Raw genomic sequence first — 18,714 nt, 5'->3', positions numbered from 1 at the left:
CAACCAATGTAATTACATAACACTATTATGTAGCTGAATTGATGTACAACTCTATTTTAAATTGGAGGAAAATAATGAACACAACCTATCTTCACTCATTGCTGAATGGATTGGATGATTTTGTGGAAGAGCAGCTTCAACGCTGGAAAGGAGTAGGTGTGGCGGTAGCGATTATTCACAGGGATGAAGTCATTTTGCAAAAAGGATACGGTTATCGCGATCTGGAGTCCAAGCTCGAAGTCACACCCCATACCTTATTCGCGATCGGTTCAAGTACCAAAGCCTTCACAGCATCAACCGCTGCCCTGCTCGTCGATCAGGACATGCTGAAGTGGGACACACCTGTTAGGACCTATTTGAAAGACTTCAAAATGTTCGATCCCGTAGCCACAGAACGCCTGACCATCCGCGATATGCTCTGTCATCGCTCCGGTCTTCCAAGGCATGAGATGGTATGGTACAACTCATCACGGAGCAGAGAAGAACTCGTAAACGCGCTTCAGTATCTGGAGCCTAATGAGGACTTTCGGAACAAATGGCAATATCAGAACCTGATGTATATGGCGGCTGGTTATCTGGTGGGTCAACTTAAAGGAACTTCATGGGAGAATGTCGTCCAGGAGTCCCTGTTTAACCCACTCGGGATGAATTCAAGCGTCTTCTCTGTTGATGAGATGCAGAATCAACCTGACTTCGCCTTCCCTTATATAGATCAAAACGGTGAGAGCACGCGGATACCTTTTCGGAAAATAGATGCCGTGGGGCCTGCTGGCTGTATTAACAGCAATCTGGTGGATATGATTGCCTGGGTGCAATTTCAATTGAATCAGGGGCAACAGGGTGGGAAACAACTGATTTCCAAAGAACAGTTGGCTGTTCTACACAGCCCGCAAATGGTTTGTGATTCACCATTTCACAGCAAAGAACTGCCTCTTAGCACGTACGGCCTAGGCTGGATGATAGATTCTTATCGCGGACACGCCATGATCCACCACGGCGGGGCAATCGATGGATTCGCTTCACAGGTCGCCTTTTTACCAGGGGAACAGATCGGTGTTGTAGTTCTTTGCAATACTAATGGGAGCATTCTTCCCTACACGATTTCTTTTAACGTTATTGATCGTTTGCTTGAATTGGAACCTGTAGATTGGAGTGGGAGATTAGCCAAATTAGTGACTGGAGATTCAACTGATTCCGAAGCAGCAACAGACACCATCGAAACACCAACGACGTCAAAAACTTCTGTTGAGGAAAAACCAGTGGAAACTCAGGTGCATCCCCATGATCGTCCTATCCATGCGTATGCGGGAAGTTATACCCATCCAGGTTACGGAGAGATCGTTATTCAACAGACGAACGACGGGTTACAGGCCACATTAAATGCCATTGAAATGCCTATGGAATACACTGGAAAAGATACGTTTTCCGTAGAGCTTGTCCTGTTTGGCTTGAAAATCACTTTTACGTTTAAGACGGATGAAGAGGACACCATAAGCTCTCTATCCATTCCGCTGCTGTTCGAACCTGGTACGAATCCCATTGAATTTGTAAAGACACCTTCAGTATAAAAGCATCCCCCACCGGCCCATCCCATTGTAGTAATTACACTCTTTACCACAATGGGATATACGCCGGATAACTCGCAGTATCTTCTACTGTATTTGAACTCCTCTTCACCCACAATCGACGCAGATCAGGCATACCGTATGCTACGACACGATAATCCTGAAGCGAAACGTGGTGTGCATGCTCTTCCCTAAAACTGTATGTAGGCAGGAGCAGAGCCTCTTGAATGAGCCGGTCTTCCAACGTCATTAGCGTACGCAATCGCTCCGCACTATCCTGAATCCTAACGACGTGTCTGCATTCGCGTTCCAGCTCCCTTTTTCGCTCGTTATCCATAGCCATAAGAAACAGCGTATTCTGAAACGTATACATCGTTAGTAGACTCAGCGTCACATGCTCATCGAACACTTCACCCGTGTAAATCACATCATAAGCGGCAAATTCATCATGGTATACGGCATTTACCGGATTACCTGGCGTCACGCTCACTTTCAGTCCAATAAGCGCACAACGCTTTGCGAACCAGGCCATGTCTGCTTCCATTTTCTCGCCTTCCTCTACCCATACCTTTATGATCTGGCCTGCGTAGCAGCTGCGTTGTAACAGCTTGGAAGCTCTTACGAGAGATGAGTCAGCAGAGAGGGCTGTTGGCTTCGATTCTATTCGTTCAAGCATCTGCTTTTCCTCGGACTTGTCCCGGACCAGGCTATATGCAGCCTGTACATCTCTGCGTGCCAATGCCCCCATCATCTCCTGTGGATCCATCAGTTGCTGAACACCCTGACGAAAGTATACATCCTGCTGTGGGCCTTCTTTTCGCATATTAAATGTCATATACACCCCGCCCTGAACCTGATGCTGAATCGAGCGAGCCTGTCCGTCTGGAAATAAATCCTGTTTGATCGCCGACTCCACTAGACCCGTCTGGGGAAGCTGCCATATTTCAACCCGATCAATAAACGCCCGTCCTCTGAAATAGGAAGGAAACACCTCCAGCACAAGCAGCTTGGGATGATTGCGTGCCAATCGGTAAGGACCCGTACCCATCGGATGCATCGGGTCAAGCTCCACATCACGGGGCAAAATGGATGCATTCATGCTGCTCATCATATCCGGGAACATAAAGTTGGGAAACAGCAACACAAAGCGCACCGTTAGCTCGTCGAACGTCTCTATGCGATGAATGGAGCCAAACAGTGACCTGCAAGGGTTCTCCTCATCGGAAATAATCCGTTCAAACGTATATCTTACGTCCTCTGCATCAAGAATCCTGCCATGGTGAAAGAGTATGCCTTTATGCAAATAAAAGGTCCACTCTGTTCCCTCAGGGTTGCTCTCCCATGCAACGGCAAGGCTTGGTTCACAGACTTGGCGTTCAGCGTTGTACAGTACCAAGCGATCAAATACCTGCGCAACAATCCCAACTTCTCCCCACATGTAAGCCCGGGTCGGGTCCAATGTCTCAAAGGCAGTCTCCTGTGGAATTCGCAGCGTATCAACTCTTCCTCGAACGCCGTGATCGGAACGTAGACCGAACTGTCCCTGCAATCCTTGCATCAATAATTCTTGCATCGAGAACGGCATTGCCGAAGCCAGCGCATAGGCCTCTTCCAGCTTGTTGCCTTGCAACAGTCGGTCGAATCGTTCCTGAACAGCCTGTAAAAGAGGATGGCAAAAAACGAGCACCGATGTCTTCCCTCTGCCGCGTTGTGGGCTCCATCTGATCCAGCCATGATCCATAAATTTGTTCATAATCAGATTCATATTGCGCATCGTACAACATAAATGATTCGCCAGTTCACCAATTGTTGTATGTATTTCTTCCTCTTCGCCTACATTCGAAAAGACCATGCGAAGCTGAATATAATGATCCATGACCTCCACAACCATCCCTGCTTTCCTTCCCCTGATTAAAATACGAAATTGATCCGTACGCTTCTACAGTTTTTCTTCAGGTTTTCCTCCATTATACTCAGGTACATCGACAACACCAGTGGGAAGGAAGAGAACTGCACATGAAATATACTGATTTGCATCGCAACATCAAGATTCGTATCATTACTGATTTTTTTACAGATCTAACTCAGAAATCCATTATTCCTTTTATGGCGATTTATCTGAGTGTGCAGATTGGTGCAGGCTGGGCAGGTATGCTGTTAACCGTTAATATTGTGGTCTCCATGATCGTTGGCTTGGGCGCAGGTTACTGGTCTGACCGAGTGGGGCGCAAGAAACTGATGGTCATCGCCCAACTGCTGCAGGTATTCGCCCTGTTCTGGCTGGCTGCCGCCAACTCCCCATGGATGAACTCCGTTCCTTTAACTTGTGCCATGTTTCTGCTCAGCAGCATTAGTTCGGGTATCACCGGACCCATTGCCAATGCCATGATTGTAGACGTGAGCAGTGAACATGAACGTCAGTATGTCTACGGGTTGCAATATTGGACCACCAACGTTGCCATTACGATTGGTGCGCTGATGGGCGGGTTATTTATCGAGTCATTCCGCTTCATTTTGTTCAGTCTGGTATGCATGGAGAGCCTAGTAACACTATTTATTCTCTTGTTCTACATTCATGAAACAATGAATAAAAAACATTCCAAGCAGCTTGATGCCCCAATAAATAGGAATATATTGAAAACGTACGTCGGTGTATTTAGAGATAAACGTTTTATGATTTTTTTCACCGCAACAGTGCTGGCTGTCTCTCTGGAATTCCAAATGGATAAATACATCGCCGTTCGTCTCAAAAGTGAATTCAACGCCCAACTGTTCCATTGGGATATCTCAGGTCTGCAGATGTTCAGTCTGATCATGGCGATTAACACTGTACTCGTCGTAATCATGGCCATTCCATTCTCCAAATGGATAGGGCGTTTCCAATCCAGATTTATCATGACCGTTGGCATGTGTCTGTACACTACTGGTTTTGCCGTGCTCGCTTTCAGCAATTGGGCCTGGCTGCTTATTACATCCGCTGTACTGCTAACCATTGGTGAGCTCATGTATGCGCCTGTCCGTCATGTCATGCTTGCTGGCATGATTCCTGAATCCGACCGTGCTGCCTATATGGCTGCAGACGGCATGAGTTATAACGCGGCCGCTCTGCTGGGTAGTCTTGGCCTGACGATTGGGGCCTTTCTGCCTTCGTATGCAATGGCTGGCCTGTATGTATGGATGGGGATCGGCGCTCTCGTATTTTTCCGGCAGTCGCTCCGGCCATCAACGAGTCAAAATGAACCCTTCTGCTGATGTAACGAATCGAGGACACCTTAATACGGGAATGAGCTCGGTTCGTCCAAAAAATTCTCACTAACGTTAAACAGTAAAAAAAGGACGTTCCCCCATCTTCTAAACGTTGAACCGTTCGAGGTACACTTTGCTAAAAGTGACCTCTCGCGGGTCAATGTCTACTTGATGACGATGGAACAATCCTTTTTTTCCTCTGTAGATAGACTGCAATTACAATTTGACATAAATTTCCAGTTTAAGATCATCGTAATACACTTTTGAATCGTTGCCGTTTTCATCTAGCACGGGAAGCCAGTCACTGCCAATAATAAATGCATAGGGCTTGATGATCAGTTTTTTGGGTCGCTGGTCAAAGGGAGCATAGGTTTCCTCTGAATGTGACGTCACTGGTGGAAGTCCGTGTTCAAATGCGATGGATTCCTGTTCAACGCCCTCGCCCTGTTCATTGATAATCTCAAAATGAACAGCACTGAGTTTATGTCCCTTGGGCAAAGGACTTGCATCCGGGGCAAAGCCTTTTGTGTCCACGATGAGCTTGGTCATCGACGGGGTGAGTATTACCTTTTGAACCGTATAAGCGAATTCGTTATTGGACTGCGACTTCTCCGGGCTGAGCGTGATGCCGTTCTGCATCTTCTTGACCGGAATCACAAATTCATACGGCTGCTCAATCCCGGTGACCGGAATAAGAACCCGCATCTCAAAATCATCAGGGATATCCCCGCCGTCAGTCCTGCTCAGATTTTCGAATTCGGCTATTAAAATCTTATCGCTAAACCCGACCTTCCCGGCCTGATCCGTGCTGGCAATCTCATTCAAGGTTCTTGTCCGGTAGCCTATCTTCGTATCTCCAAGGTACATTTCGGGATATCCAAGGTACCCTTTGGCCGGATGATCCTCTACTCTGTCCCGATTAACCATGTTCAGACCCTCCGCGCCTTCCCGCTCAATAGCCATACTTAACCGGATGCCATCATAGGCTACCTCCGAGATCGTTATCGTGATCTCATCCTGTGCGTCTTGTTGTTCAGGAACCGTTGTAAGCCCTGCTTCGGATGCTTTTTTCAGCCCGCTTTTCCCGACATCCTGAAAAAGACCGCCAACAACTGGAATGTTTCGCAACGCGGCAGCCATCACGGGGGAGACAAAACCACTGCCAACAATCCCTGCACACAACATAGCACTTGCTACAGTCACAGCAATCATTCTTCGAGCGAAGTGAGGACGCCGAACCTTGCCGGGCAGTTTCAACCTGTTATTTCGTGCCTCCTCCTGCAACCGCTTCATGATGCGATCGCTGTATCCACCAGCAGGCATACCCAGATTCAAACCAGCATCACTAATTTCCTGTAAGATATCCGCTTCTTCCATCTCACTTTGCATACGATTCGTCATGGCTGATCCCCCTCCTTGTCTTGTTATGTTGGACCAACTTCTTCCGAAGACGCTCGTACTTTTTGCGCAAGGTTGCCGGTTTCATATCCATAATCTGACCAATTTCTTCAAAACTGTACTGCTGCACCACCTTAAGCATCACCAGATTTCGCTCTTTGGTAGTCAAATGCATCAGTAACTCGTCAAGCGTTGTCTCGTGTGGTTGAGGGGACTGCTGCTGATGTTCTTTCCACGAAGCGATCAGCCGATTCCAGCGTTTGCGTTTGCGGATCAAATCAATGGAGTGATGGTAGGCGACCTTATACAGCCAGGAGGTGAATGAAGTCCCGGCCTGATACTGTCCGATATTTTGATAAACTGTTATAAAAATGTTCTGGAGTGCGTCCTCCGCTTCCTCACGATTGCTTAGTATGCCGTAACAATATGTATACATTTGCCTCTCATATGCTCTGATCAGTTCGGCATAGGCTTGTTGGTCTCCGGCTTTTACACGCTGCACAACCTGTTCTGCTTCCCCGGCATCCAGAAAGCATCCCTCTCTGGTACGTTTCAATACGTCCACTCCTTTCTCCCAATATCTCTATAACGCACCTGAACCCGTTATTTGTGACAAGTAAATAAATTAAAAAACAAATCTCCCCAAAATTGTGAAACCTGTCTCTCAATTGAGCTGTAGTATACAAGAGTATGTGATTTTGTAAAAATTTACTTAAAAGGAGTGTTTGCATGCATTTATCCAATCGAAGCACCCGCTTCAGGCTCACCTCCATAACGGGGGCGTTCATGGCGTTGGTCCTGTCCCTCAGTCTATGGGCACCCGCCGTGCAAGCGGAGACCGCACCTGCTGCGGTCAATGAAAAAGGGAAAGCGACAGCGCTGACAACGGAGTCCGCGACAGCCTTTCTGGATACATTTTTTGATTCCCCCGAAGCGAAAGCCCAATATGTTGGTGCTTCCGTAGTCGTTGTCAAAGATGGAAAAGTTGTGGCAGAGAAAGGGTATGGATATTCCGATCTGGAGAGCAAAGAGCCCGTTGATCCGAAAAATACCACCTTTCGTATCGCCTCGGTCTCCAAAACATTCACGTCAGCCGCTGTCATGCAGCTCGTAGAGCAAGGCAAGGTGGATTTGAAAGCTGATTTTCAGACCTATGTGAAAGGACTGGAATTCGATAATCCTTTTGACAAACCTGTAACGGTAGAGAATCTGCTCACACACACCACCGGGTTCGAGATTCGCGACCCGCAGCAGGAAGACATCCATGATGATTTTGACAAAAGTGTATCAATGGAGGATTATGCCAAGTTACATATGCCACCTGTGGTTCGAGAACCTGGTAGCGCCTACATGTACGACAACTTCGCCTTCCTGCTGCTTGGCATGATTGTGGAGAATGTGAGCGGCGAACCGTTTGAATCGTATATGCAGCAGCATATCTTCAAACCTCTGGGTATGGATAACAGCAGTTTCATGCTGAACGGCAAGTTCAAAAACCAACTTGCAACAGCCTATGATGCGGGCCATAATCCACTTGACCTGTACACCCTTTCCCCAGCACCTATGCCTCAAGGCGGCATGCTCTCAACGGCAGAGGATATCGGGAATTTCATGATTGCTTTCCTGAATGATGGCATAAAGGATAACGAACGTATTTGGAAAGAATCTACGGTAAAAAGCATGGAACAATACCGTTCTTCCATTCATCCGCTGCTACCCAATACCACTTATGGATTTGAAGCTGCTTTTCAGCTTCCGGGTGCAGGCAGCAGTTCCAAAATTATCACCAAGGCTGGCGACCTAATCGGATTCAGCTCTTATCTCTTCCTTATTCCTGAGCATAACACAGGTGTCTTCCTTACTTACAACCAAACGGGAGCACTTCGTAATCTCTTCTATCCTGCCTTTATCCAAACGTTCTTCCCGCAATATGCGGAGCCCGTCAAGTTCAAGGACTATACACCTCAAACTGCGGATGAGCTGCAACGCTTCGCGGGGCTATACGCGGACCTGCGACTGAGCACCATTTTCAGTTCCCTGAAAGATGGCGGCAAAGAACCCGGACAATTAAGCATTTCCGACGTCTTTCTTGGCTCACGTACCCTGATTCAGGTTGAAGATCATCTCTTCAAGGATGAATTAACAGGCCAGTTCACGGCGTTCAAGGAAAATGCTGATGGAACCATCTATATGAAAGAACCTTATCTCAACCCAATGGGTTATGAGAAAAAAGGACAGAAACCCCAAGGTTTCAGGGATGTCCAGGCGAATAGTCCTTATGCTGAAGCCATCTATGGTTTGCAATCCCTTGGATACTATACCAATGATGCAAGTGAAGCTTTTCAACCCAAAAATGCCGTTACACGGGCTGAATTCATTGAGGATGTGCTTGAAATGAGCGGGCTGAAAGCCAGCAAAACGACGCCACCTGCGGATACCGACTGGGCAACTCACCCTGCTGCCGGTTACATTCAGCTAGGTTATGAATCCGGCATGATCGCAGGTGCGGATGAGAAACAGTTCAAACCGGATCAGGTCATCACACGTCAGGAAGCCATGGTGATGATCTGGAGAACTCTCCAGCTGCAATATCCAAATGAACTGTTCGAGGATGTGAAGCTGGCCGGGCACACAGATGCCTGGGCTGTGCCTGCGATCCAGATGACGGTTAAGCTAGGCATCCACGGTCCTGAAGTGAAGATGCTGGAGGATGGATCAGTCGATTTCCTCTCCCGCAAACCACTGATTCGCCAGGAAGAAGCAGCGATTATGTACCAGTTGTTTACACAGCCAACCGACAAGATCGTAGCTGACCTGATGACCAAGCAGCCGCAATCGGAAACTTCCTCAGACGAGGAACCTGCCAATGATACAACCGCGCCTGCAACCGTGACTCCTGAATAATCAGAATACCAACATCATATTCACGGTATAAAAACGACAAACAGGCTTGTTCAAAGGAGGATAACCCTTCTTCTGAACAAGCCTGTTTTGCTTAGCACAGTATGACATTTAGGAGTACCATCCGATAATATCCTACATCATACTGCCTTATAAGATTTGCTGAGTTCGTTAGCAGCGCCTTAGGAATTATACTGACTATACCTCGCTTAACATAGAAGAGACATGCTGATTCCCATTCCGCTGGTCATATTTATCTGCAGCCGCTTTGGCATAAGCCGCAAAATAGTCGGCCAGTTTAGGTAAATCTCCTGGATCTCCTTCATAGGGGAATGAAGCAGGAAGCCGCAATCGGTATCCTGGAGATTCGTCAGCCCAGCGACGTAACAGTTGTGCTGCTCTGCCATAGAACATCATTTTGGCAAACGGATCTTCATGATCCATCGCGAGCACTATATTTTCTTCCAGTACATCGATGCCCTTCGCCGGGTTTGTGCGGGCAAGATAATCCATCTGCTCGGCAAAGCTCTGCACAAAATCATTATGTCCTTTGATCATGCGATAGCCTTTGGCCTGATGTTTGTTAGCTTCATCAATTTTGCCAAGTCGGTATAGTGGCATCAAAATCTCCGATAAGGTCAGGTGCGGAATTTCGGCACAACTCATTCGCCCTTTCAATATAGGCTTCGCCGCTTCCAGCACCTTCTCATCCTCACCTACCAGTATCCAGTAACGCATGATCTCGTCCTGCTCACAGGCTTCACAATCACTCATAAAGTCACGGTCCATACTTCTGAACTTCGTGTAGCTGGTACCGGCCTCCTCCAGATCGCCAAGATCCATGGATATGCGGAACCGATAATACCAATACGAACGCTCGCTATACCCGAATGATTTGAAGCGACGTCCAAAGTCCTCCAGCAGCTCCATCATTTTATCACGAGACACTTCCGGGAAGCTGGATAACTCGCCCAAAATCCATTTATACGACCACATTAACGTTTCTTCGTCATAGCGTTCTGGCTGTTGATCAAACTTGCCCAGCTGCCAGGAAAAAGCAATCAGTGCTTTCATCGGATAACCGCAGAATGTCGCGGTCTCCACGATCTCTGAACGTGCTTCGTACGCTTCCTCCTCCATGCCATTCACATCAGCGACTCTTGCCGCTTCCTCCAGCATGCCCAGCTTCGCTGTTCCATTAGGCAGGCCATACGCCTCATCCATCAAATCCTCAAAATTCATTTCGGTTTTCATCAGGCATCCCCCTTACGATCTGTATTTGCACGCAAACCCCAATCAATAAAACGAACGATGCCCTGATTCAACACCTCAAGCTCCTGCCGATTCATCGCATAATGTCCCATCATCAATGCGTTGACATATAACATCTCAATAGCAATCGGAGTCATTTGGGCATCCGGTGAAGTCAGGACCCGCTGAATAATGGGATTGTTGATGTTCAGGTACAGGGTCGAATAACCTGCGGAACTAATGCCGGATGACAATGATCCGAGGACAGATGAGAACAATTCTGTACTCTCCTCACTCGCTTTTTCCAATGCACGCAGCGTGGAAGACTCTTGCGAGAGCGTGAACAGCACCGGCAAATCGGCTGGCTTGAAGCCCTTCACCTCTGCACGACAGCGGAAACGTTGCAAAGCAGAATCAGCAAGGCGCAAGGCATCATAATACTGATTTCGTTCAGCCGGCGGCACATCGGTGAAACTCATGGATACCTCGTCCGGCTGCAGCCGCTGCGTCTGTACATGCTGTACCGCCAGTGGCAGCATGGCCATCAAATCGCTGTCGTAGATGTATCCACCGTTAATGACCAGCATCGATTGGGCTGACGCGACATGATGAATCTGGCGATACTCATCCACCGTGGTCGTGAAGTACAACGTTTCTCCCTCACTCATCAACTCGCCCAGTTCCCGATGGCCGCGGGTGCTTTCAAACGGAAGCCAGCGGTGAATCATGGCGTAGAACTCCTGATCCTGCACAGCCAGTGCTTTCATCGACAGCGCATGCAGGCGAATCAGCTTCTGCAGTCGCTCCGTTTGACTCTCAGCCATGTCGGCCAATCCTTTACGAAGGGCATCGCCAAGTTCGGAGCGAACCTCTTCCAGCTTTTCATTTTCATAAAAATGTTCCCGTGAAGCCGTTGGTTGAAGCTCATCTGTCCAGATCAGACATTTCACGAAGAAGGCCCAATCCGGCAAAATATTCTCCGCCTTCTCCGAGATCAGCATTCGCTTCAGATACACCCGGTGAGAACGCTTGGCATTCAGATTAACAGCATGGGGCAGAACAAAGGCTATACCTCCTGTACGGCCTGAAGCCGTCGTCAGTGGGATGAAATCCTGGAACTTCTCTCCAAGCAATCGTTCACCAAAAGCCAGCACCTCCGCTCGGCGTCCACGTGCAAGCTCAGGCTCCATCAACCAGATCGGTGACTGGCTATTGACAATATGTTGAACCCCATCGCTATGCAGGCGGACTGGATAAGGCAGCAGCGCTCCATAATAGAACAGGGCTTCTTTCACATATTCCGTTTCAAAGTAATGGGCGGCATCCGGCGTACAGCGCAGATATACTTTCGTTCCCGGAGACAACTGTGTATCCAATTGACGAATCGTATACGTACCGTCGGGCTTACCCCGCCACTCCATCGAAGGTCCACCCTTCGCGGATTGCGTCAGCATGACGATTTCATGACTCACCATGAAACAGGACAATAATCCGATCCCGAATCGCCCGATAAACGAAGTCTCTCCATCGAGCAAGGCCTGCTGCCCACGCTTCGAGGATTGACCTATCATCGCGAGAAACTCATGGATATCGGCTTCCGTCAAACCAATGCCGTTGTCCTCCACCATCATGGTCAACTGCTCACCTGTTCCGGTTAGTTCCACACGTACTTCACCCTGGAATCCCGGTTCCGCCTCTGTTCGAGCTGTAATAGCATCCGTCGCATTCTGCATTAATTCACGTAAAAATACTTTAGGGCTGCTGTAGAGATGGTTCGATAAAATCTGGATCATACCGCTTAGATTCACCTGGAAGCGATATTCATTGGATGCTGTCATTTCGCTCACCTTCCTCTGGTCCAAACACATCTGATGTTTCCTACTTGGAAGTGTTCGTATGATGTGTTAGACGAAATAGTTATGTACTCACAAGACATGAGACGCTCCATAGATGGATACGCCAAGTGACGACGTCAAACCGGCCTTGGCTAACCAAGACCGGCGTTAGATGAATATTCAGGCATTCATGATATGTAAGAGGCCTTAAGTCTAATTACCACGTTATGGATGGCAATGAAACGGGATATTGCATCCTTTTAACCAGAATACATGGTATAAACCATAGTGAAAACAAACCTTAGACCCGATTTCGCCGGACTTTAGGGTGAAGTTGCTGCTCACATTTGGGACTAAAGACGGAGAAGTGTTATTTTCTGGCCCACCATTTGAACGATATAGCTCATCTGGACGTATAATCTCCAAACTCAGATCGGACGGTGAATATATATGATTGAAGTTCGCAACATTTCCAAGCAATTTAAAGTGCATCAGGCACTGAACGATGTCAGCTTCACGGTTGAACAAGGCAGCGTTACCGGGCTGATTGGTCCCAACGGCTCGGGCAAAACCACCCTGATCCGCATCATGAACGGCGTTCTCGGTGCTTCGGGTGGGCAAGTGAGCATTAACGGCCTTGATCCCTTCCGTGAGACAGAGAACGTACTCGCCATATGCGGCACATTAACCGAACAGAGCGGATTGTATGAAAATATGAGTGGGCGCGACAACCTGATCTTTTTCGCTGAAGCTTTCGATGTACAACATGCCAAAGCACGGATTGACGAGCTCGTGGAACTGTTCGAATTGCAGGAATATCAACATCGAAAAGTAGGCACCTACAGCACAGGTATGAAAAAGCGCGTAGGTCTAGCGCGGGTGCTGCTGCACCGCCCCTCCATTCTTTTTCTGGATGAGCCAACCAATGGGCTTGACCCGGACGGGATTCAGATGGTGCTCCGAATCATTCGTCGGCTAAATCAGGAGGAACATATGACGATTCTCGTGTCGTCTCATGTGTTATCCCAGCTATCGGCCGTGTGTGATCGGTATATTTTCATGGAAAAGGGGCGCAAGGTTGAGGAGGGTACGGAGCAGGAGATCGTCAACCGATACCTGACCTCACCCCGGATTGAAGTTGAAGCGACCATGCCAAATGGCTGGCAAACGGTGGGTGGGTATACACCGGAGACAGTTTCCGCGAACAAAGCCGTTTTCCAGCTTCAAACCCGTGAAGATATTCCGTTGTTGCTGCGACAATTGACCGAGCGTGGACAAGTCTATCAGGCCCGGATTACGGACAGCGATCTGGAAAGTATTTATTTTGCCATTAGGGAGGCACACCATCATGAATAACAGACAAGCCATACGTGCACTTGTTCTCAAAGATATTCGAGCCATCACAGCCAGCGTGCAGCTCTGGCTGCCTATGTTGATCGTTCCGCTGGTTATCGGGATCATTATGCCAGGGATACTCATTTGGACAGCTTCAAGGATGGAACTTTCTTCCTTCGGCAATATGAGCTTCCTGCTTGATACGCTGGATAACCTCACCCATGCCGGGCGGATTCCACAGCTTGCTTCGATGCCTACGGATAACCACCGTATTGTTTATTACCTCGCCTTGTACATGTTTGCGCCCCTGTTTCTCATCATTCCGGTGATGGCATCCAGTATTCTAACGGCCAACAGTTTTGCAGGCGAGAAGGAGCGCAAGACTCTGGAAGGTCTTCTGTTTACTCCGATGAGTATGGATACGTTATTTAAAGGCAAGGTGTTAGCCGCCCTTATTCCTTCCCTGCTGTTATCCTGGATTACCTTCATGATCTACGGCATCATTGCCAATATCCTGATGTATCCCATGTTCGGGGCATGGATGTTTCCCAATCTGAACTGGATCATTCTCGTTCTGTGGGTTGTTCCGGCGTGCAGTCTTGTGGTCATTCTGTTGAATGTACTGATCTCGGCGAAAGTACGTGGATTTCAGGAGGCCTATCAACTCGGAGGGCTGGTCGTTCTTCCATTGCTTGCCCTGATCGCCGGTCAGGCGAGCGGTATGCTGCTTATCAGTCCTCTTATGTTACTTCTGGTCGGAGCGGTGCTTATGCTCATCAGTTTTGCTTTGCTTCGTCTGGTCACCTTGTGGAACAGTCGCCAGCAGCTGGCTGAAAGTCAGATTTAAGATGGCATCCCGCTCATATTGCTTCTGGAATGCTTTTGAGCGGGATTGGCAGCAGCATACGCAGATGTATTCAAGAGAGCTATTTTAATGAAATTCAATTTCATATCTGTCCATTTTATCCGACTGAGATGTGTAACATATTTTCCATAGTTTACCGATATAACGTAAGGTGATAATGTGTTACTTACATACATAAACAGAAGGGTGACGATTGATTTATGAACAAATGGTCTACACGCATGCAACGCACGGTCTGCTCCTTGCTGCTGTTCACACTGATCGCGGCAGCCATGCTTGGAGGCGGAGCCAATGCTCATGCAGCTTCCCTCGGCCAAACTACGGTATATTATGAGTCCGATGGTGTATTGTACAAAGTATCCGGTGACGGAAGCGGAACCACAGAGGTATTGCTTGATTTTGAAGGAGAGGGTCTATCTGCGGCGGGAACCTATCTCTATTACACTCGCTCCGAGTCTTCCACAACGCTGCTTCGCGTTCCTAATGACGGTTCAAGTGATTCTGCTGAAACGTATGCGACAGATGTGTTGAGCTACTTTACGGATAATGGGTTCATCTATTATATGGATTCCAAAGGAACGATCTATCGTGCAAATGGCAATAGCGAAGCTTCCGCTGCCACCAAAATTGCAGACAAAGCAGATACGGATTTCCCGCTGCTCGCCGTAACGAAAGGCCGTGTATACTATAATGGGCTCGTTAATGGGAACCCATGGATCGTTTCCAAGGCATCCAATGGCAGCGGAGCCGTGCAGCGGATTGCTGCTGGCGCAGTAGAAAGTCGTTATTTTATGAACGAGGCCAAAAACGAACTGCAATTGATGGTAAACACTGACCCATACGAGCAGTACTACTCGACCAACGCCATTATCATGTACAAGGTAAACTACACTACAGGCAAAGGTACAGCTGTTAATCCCAAAGCAAAGCTGGATGTGAACGCTGTTTATGCCGGCGGCTGGGGCAACAATCTGTATGTGTATAACAAAGGCATCAAGCTGGACAGCAACAAGGATTATGATTATTCAACAGGCAAAGCCTTTGCATTGACCACTTCTGGCAAAACGCTTCAGATTCATAGTAAGAGCATCCGGGAGGTAAGTCCGCTAGGTACGGATAAGGTTGTCGTTGTGGATGCAGACAAAAAGGCATATGCCAAAACCATCGCTGGAAACAAGGTATCCAAGTCTGCCAACCTGAATTTGAACAGTGTCACTTTCGTAACTGCTCAGCTGACCAACGGAACACCAACTATTGCGTATCTATCCGGTACAAATGGTCTTTATTCCGTGAGCACAGCCCTCAAAGTAGCCAAGCTTGCTGGAGAGGAATGGGCAACGTTCCAGCTTCATGACGATGTTCCGGGCATGTTCTACATCAACGCTAATGATGTCTATCGTTTGTATCATGTGCAAGCCAATGGCTCAGGCAAAAAGGTGCTAAGCGACGTTTTCCTGGATGATATCCTTCTGGTCGTGCCAAACTAAGCCACACATGTGGGAATAGTTATTATAGAGTCTAATAGAGTCTTATAGTGACTTATAGCTAACTCAACATTGTTGTTTCAAATAAAGAGGATAACCCTAAAGCCATCACGGCTCTGGGTATCCTCTTTTTTTCATGTCCCAAACTATTTTTCAAAAACATCTTCCATATGAGAATGATAATTGTTATCATTAAGAAAATAAGACAAAAGGATGGTCCGTATGACTGAACAGCTTCCCTTCATTTCTGAAACCTCATCTCTGCCGCTCCTCTCTTCCATGTGCCGTGTACGGCGCGGGGAGCATTTCCGTGTGCAAGGCAAGACGGTGTCCCGGCCCATGCTCTGTCTTATTTTACAAGGAGACGGTGTCCTGGTCCTGAACGATACGGTCTATACCGCCGAAGCCCATCAACTGTATGTTCTGAGGCCAGGAACAACGATTGAGGCGGCTGCCCGCTCGGCTATTACGGAGTTTATAATACTTAGCATGGATACGGTATGTTTGCAGCAAGTGCGCGGCCAATGGAAAATGTCCTCCTCCTCTGGTTTCCCGCTGGATTGGGAGACAGGCAGACTGATGATTCGTCACGACCAACAAGTCAGAGCACGATTTGAACAATTATATAAAGCCTATCGCGGCGTTCACCCTGATCACTTTATCAGTATACATAGCCAGCTGCACGAGCTTTTGCAGTATCTCTCGGAGAACCGGCTTGAAGAAAATTATGAGAAGGTCGATCCGGCGCTTGAACGCAGCATTATGTATATGAGGCGGTTCATGAGTGAAGGTATCAGCATGGATCAACTGGCCAAAATTGCCGGATTGACACCTAGTTCCTATTCTCGCAGTTTCAAAAAAGCCAAAGGCATGTCACCTACCGATTATCTGAATCGCTTACGGATCGACGAGGCCAAAAAACAGCTCAAGCAGGAGTCATGTGAACTCAAAGACGTCGCCGTATCTGTTGGCTATGGCAATGAATACTATTTTAGCCGCAAATTCAAACAAACCTTGGGGATCGCACCCAGCCTATATATGAAAAAAGACCACATTCGCGTGGCTACTGCGTCCAGGATTGAACTTCATGAGAATCTCTCTTCGCTCGGATTACAACCCGTAGCTGCTATGGACGGATGCCATAATCGGGAGCTTGATGAAGTCGAGCAGCAGCAGCAGCTGGCTACGCAATTGGAGAAATTACGTCAGGCCAAGCCAGACCTGATTATCGGTGATTTTTATCATAAACCCTTCTACGATCAGCTCAAAAGTATTGCACCTACGGTTATCCTGGATCAGGCCGATGACTGGAAAGAAAATCACTTACGCTTGGCTGAACTGGTCGGACGAGAGCAGCAGGCTCTGCAAAATTTCAAACAGCTTGAGCTTCGCAACCTTGATGTTGGGCTGCGTTTGAAGCATCATTTCGGGCAAGAACGTATTATGCTTATGCAGGTTACGAATCAGTCTATCCGGCTCCAGGAAACTATCGAGCATCCATTGAATCGCCTTATCTACGGTGAACTCGGACTAAAACCTGCACAGATCATGTCTACAGATTTAATGACAGATGAGTATGCGGCAGATAGCATCCCCATGCTGGACACGGATCATCTGTTCATGAATCGCGTCACCAATTCGCCTGCCAGTGAGAAACAGCTTCGGCGTATGAAACAAACTACAGCCTGGAATCGCTCTCCAGCCGTGTTGAAAGGTAACGTACATGATATATCTAATTGGTCTGTATTATCTTGGACCCCAAGCGGACGCCATCAGATCATGGACGAACTGGAACAGATCGTTCAGCAACTTGTAACCTTATCACGTGTAGGATTAATCGGACAATTGTAAAGCATGTGTTTTTCTTCATTATAAATGTACATGTGCATAATCAACCTAAGACCAAAGAGCCCTCTCCAATTCGGAAAGGGCCCTTTGCGTTGCTGTTATTCATGTTCCTTGATCTCTTCCTTCGGAACCAATTTGTATATTTCTTCATCTTCCATGGTATCAATCAAGCGATCCAGCCATTTGTAATAGGCCTCTGCTTGAAGCACTTTATGCTTGTCTTCCTTAAGAATGTGAAGAAGCTCAGCATCTCCTTGTTCATCCAGGTCAGCAATCAAACGATTCATTTCATCAACGGATTTGCGCAGTACCTGAAGGTTACTCTCCACGGCTTTTCTCCATTTAATCACAAAATAATCCGTAAACGTCTGATGCCAGTCATACTCCACTTCATATAGGTCTTTCCGGGAGCCTTTGCTCCATACTTTATTCACCATTTTTAGATCCAGCAGTGTACGTACGCCGGTACTCATGCTCGTTTTGCTCATTTCCATTTCCCGGCCCATATCATCAAGGGTCATAGGTTTGTCTGCAAAAAAAAGCAATCCATATAAGTGTCCCGTGGACAGCGTAACGCCGTAGAGATCCATATTACGCCCAATGGCTTCAATGACGCGTTTACGGATTCTAAGAACGGTTGCCTGCTGTTCCTCTTGTAAATGGTCCAAGCTCATGCTTGCAACCTCCATTCTGAACATTCCCAGTCTCGGCAAAATAATTGCAACGGTTTAAGATCCGGCTTACATGGGAAAGTATCCGGCAGGACATCCTATATGCCAACAGGCTTTAGGTTACCCCATGTATTTCATGGGTTCTCTACCAAGTTGCAAACGCCTACGACTATTTTTTAACCAAAAAAAACGGCTTAGATTCAGCACATTTTCTATTGTAGGAAAAGCGATATCAAATGTAAAGGTGTCTTATTAGCCAGAATAAGGAGAATGACGGAGCATATGGACGGAAAACTTTGTACAGTTTTTACTGTA

13 protein-coding genes are annotated in these 18,714 nt (G+C 47.5%); 7 read left to right on the top strand and 6 right to left on the bottom strand.

Going from position 1 to position 18,714, the window contains the following annotated elements; genetic code table 11:
* Nucleotides 1-74 precede the first annotated feature (74 nt).
* Nucleotides 75-1,568, top strand: coding sequence for a serine hydrolase (locus MKY42_RS07160; protein ID WP_090894371.1), 1,494 nt, complete (start codon nucleotides 75-77; stop codon nucleotides 1,566-1,568).
* 43 nt (nucleotides 1,569-1,611) lie between these two features.
* Here the strand turns inward: MKY42_RS07160 and MKY42_RS07155 are convergent, their stop codons facing one another.
* Nucleotides 1,612-3,441 (bottom strand): ABC transporter substrate-binding protein, encoded by a 1,830-nt coding sequence (locus MKY42_RS07155; protein WP_339850038.1) that lies wholly within the window; start codon nucleotides 3,439-3,441, stop codon nucleotides 1,612-1,614.
* 140 nt (nucleotides 3,442-3,581) lie between these two features.
* Here MKY42_RS07155 and MKY42_RS07150 point away from each other — a divergent pair, with 140 nt between their 5' ends.
* Nucleotides 3,582-4,817, top strand: a complete 1,236-nt coding sequence (locus tag MKY42_RS07150) for an MFS transporter (protein ID WP_339850035.1) — start codon at nucleotides 3,582-3,584, stop codon at nucleotides 4,815-4,817.
* Nucleotides 4,818-5,027: 210 nt separating this feature from the next.
* Here the strand turns inward: MKY42_RS07150 and MKY42_RS07145 are convergent, their stop codons facing one another.
* Nucleotides 5,028-6,212: a DUF4179 domain-containing protein gene (locus MKY42_RS07145; RefSeq protein ID WP_339850032.1), complete on the bottom strand. Its 1,185-nt coding sequence runs from the start codon at nucleotides 6,210-6,212 to the stop codon at nucleotides 5,028-5,030.
* Nucleotides 6,190-6,765: an RNA polymerase sigma factor gene (locus MKY42_RS07140; protein WP_179265530.1), complete on the bottom strand. Its 576-nt coding sequence runs from the start codon at nucleotides 6,763-6,765 to the stop codon at nucleotides 6,190-6,192. Before MKY42_RS07140 ends, MKY42_RS07145 begins: the two co-directional genes overlap by 23 nt.
* Before the next feature lie 173 nt (nucleotides 6,766-6,938).
* Between MKY42_RS07140 and MKY42_RS07135 the strand changes: the two genes are divergently transcribed.
* Entirely contained in the window at nucleotides 6,939-9,113 is a 2,175-nt protein-coding gene (locus MKY42_RS07135) for a serine hydrolase (RefSeq protein ID WP_339850029.1), read from the top strand.
* Between the two features lie 195 nt (nucleotides 9,114-9,308).
* Here the strand turns inward: MKY42_RS07135 and MKY42_RS07130 are convergent, their stop codons facing one another.
* Both MKY42_RS07130 and MKY42_RS07125 read right to left on the bottom strand, forming a co-directional pair.
* Nucleotides 9,309-10,364 carry a hypothetical protein gene (locus MKY42_RS07130; protein WP_339850026.1) on the bottom strand — a complete coding sequence of 352 codons (1,056 nt, stop codon included), beginning with the start codon at nucleotides 10,362-10,364 and terminating at the stop codon, nucleotides 9,309-9,311.
* The gene (locus MKY42_RS07125; protein WP_109998090.1) at nucleotides 10,364-12,199 is read right to left on the bottom strand and encodes an HSP90 family protein; all 1,836 of its coding nucleotides are present in this window, start codon (nucleotides 12,197-12,199) and stop codon (nucleotides 10,364-10,366) included. Before MKY42_RS07125 ends, MKY42_RS07130 begins: the two co-directional genes overlap by 1 nt.
* 447 nt (nucleotides 12,200-12,646) lie before the next feature.
* Here MKY42_RS07125 and MKY42_RS07120 point away from each other — a divergent pair, with 447 nt between their 5' ends.
* The 4 genes from MKY42_RS07120 to MKY42_RS07105 all read left to right on the top strand — a co-directional run bounded on the left by MKY42_RS07120 (nucleotide 12,647) and on the right by MKY42_RS07105 (nucleotide 17,731).
* Nucleotides 12,647-13,552: an ABC transporter ATP-binding protein gene (locus MKY42_RS07120; protein WP_090894356.1), complete on the top strand. Its 906-nt coding sequence runs from the start codon at nucleotides 12,647-12,649 to the stop codon at nucleotides 13,550-13,552.
* Nucleotides 13,545-14,378, top strand: coding sequence for an ABC transporter permease subunit (locus tag MKY42_RS07115; RefSeq protein ID WP_339850022.1), 834 nt, complete (start codon nucleotides 13,545-13,547; stop codon nucleotides 14,376-14,378). Before MKY42_RS07120 ends, MKY42_RS07115 begins: the two co-directional genes overlap by 8 nt.
* 218 nt (nucleotides 14,379-14,596) lie before the next feature.
* The gene (locus MKY42_RS07110; protein WP_090894352.1) at nucleotides 14,597-15,883 is read left to right on the top strand and encodes a DUF5050 domain-containing protein; all 1,287 of its coding nucleotides are present in this window, start codon (nucleotides 14,597-14,599) and stop codon (nucleotides 15,881-15,883) included.
* Nucleotides 15,884-16,102: 219 nt separating this feature from the next.
* Nucleotides 16,103-17,731 carry a helix-turn-helix domain-containing protein gene (locus MKY42_RS07105; protein WP_339850017.1) on the top strand — a complete coding sequence of 543 codons (1,629 nt, stop codon included), beginning with the start codon at nucleotides 16,103-16,105 and terminating at the stop codon, nucleotides 17,729-17,731.
* A gap of 95 nt (nucleotides 17,732-17,826) precedes the next feature.
* Here MKY42_RS07105 and MKY42_RS07100 read toward each other — a convergent pair whose 3' ends face one another.
* Nucleotides 17,827-18,402, bottom strand: coding sequence for a GbsR/MarR family transcriptional regulator (locus MKY42_RS07100; RefSeq protein ID WP_179265535.1), 576 nt, complete (start codon nucleotides 18,400-18,402; stop codon nucleotides 17,827-17,829).
* Between the last annotated feature and the right edge of the window lie 312 nt (nucleotides 18,403-18,714).

The sequence above is a fragment of the Paenibacillus sp. FSL W7-1088 genome (genome assembly GCF_037969855.1).
In the GTDB taxonomy this organism is placed as follows: Bacteria; Bacillota; Bacilli; order Paenibacillales; family Paenibacillaceae; genus Paenibacillus.
Note: the sequence above shows the minus strand (reverse complement) of the source record. Positions and strands in the feature narration are given on the sequence as shown.

Excerpts from the sequence above, each read along its gene's own strand:
- MKY42_RS07160 (WP_090894371.1), top strand. The coding sequence starts at position 75 with ATGAACACAACCTATCTTCACTCATTGCTGAATGGATTGGATGATTTT.
- MKY42_RS07155 (WP_339850038.1), bottom strand. The coding sequence starts at position 3,441 with ATGGATCATTATATTCAGCTTCGCATGGTCTTTTCGAATGTAGGCGAA.
- MKY42_RS07150 (WP_339850035.1), top strand. The coding sequence starts at position 3,582 with ATGAAATATACTGATTTGCATCGCAACATCAAGATTCGTATCATTACT.
- MKY42_RS07145 (WP_339850032.1), bottom strand. The coding sequence starts at position 6,212 with ATGACGAATCGTATGCAAAGTGAGATGGAAGAAGCGGATATCTTACAG.
- MKY42_RS07135 (WP_339850029.1), top strand. The coding sequence starts at position 6,939 with ATGCATTTATCCAATCGAAGCACCCGCTTCAGGCTCACCTCCATAACG.
- MKY42_RS07130 (WP_339850026.1), bottom strand. The coding sequence starts at position 10,364 with ATGAAAACCGAAATGAATTTTGAGGATTTGATGGATGAGGCGTATGGC.
- MKY42_RS07125 (WP_109998090.1), bottom strand. The coding sequence starts at position 12,199 with ATGACAGCATCCAATGAATATCGCTTCCAGGTGAATCTAAGCGGTATG.
- MKY42_RS07120 (WP_090894356.1), top strand. The coding sequence starts at position 12,647 with ATGATTGAAGTTCGCAACATTTCCAAGCAATTTAAAGTGCATCAGGCA.
- MKY42_RS07115 (WP_339850022.1), top strand. The coding sequence starts at position 13,545 with ATGAATAACAGACAAGCCATACGTGCACTTGTTCTCAAAGATATTCGA.
- MKY42_RS07110 (WP_090894352.1), top strand. The coding sequence starts at position 14,597 with ATGAACAAATGGTCTACACGCATGCAACGCACGGTCTGCTCCTTGCTG.
- MKY42_RS07105 (WP_339850017.1), top strand. The coding sequence starts at position 16,103 with ATGACTGAACAGCTTCCCTTCATTTCTGAAACCTCATCTCTGCCGCTC.
- MKY42_RS07100 (WP_179265535.1), bottom strand. The coding sequence starts at position 18,402 with ATGAGCTTGGACCATTTACAAGAGGAACAGCAGGCAACCGTTCTTAGA.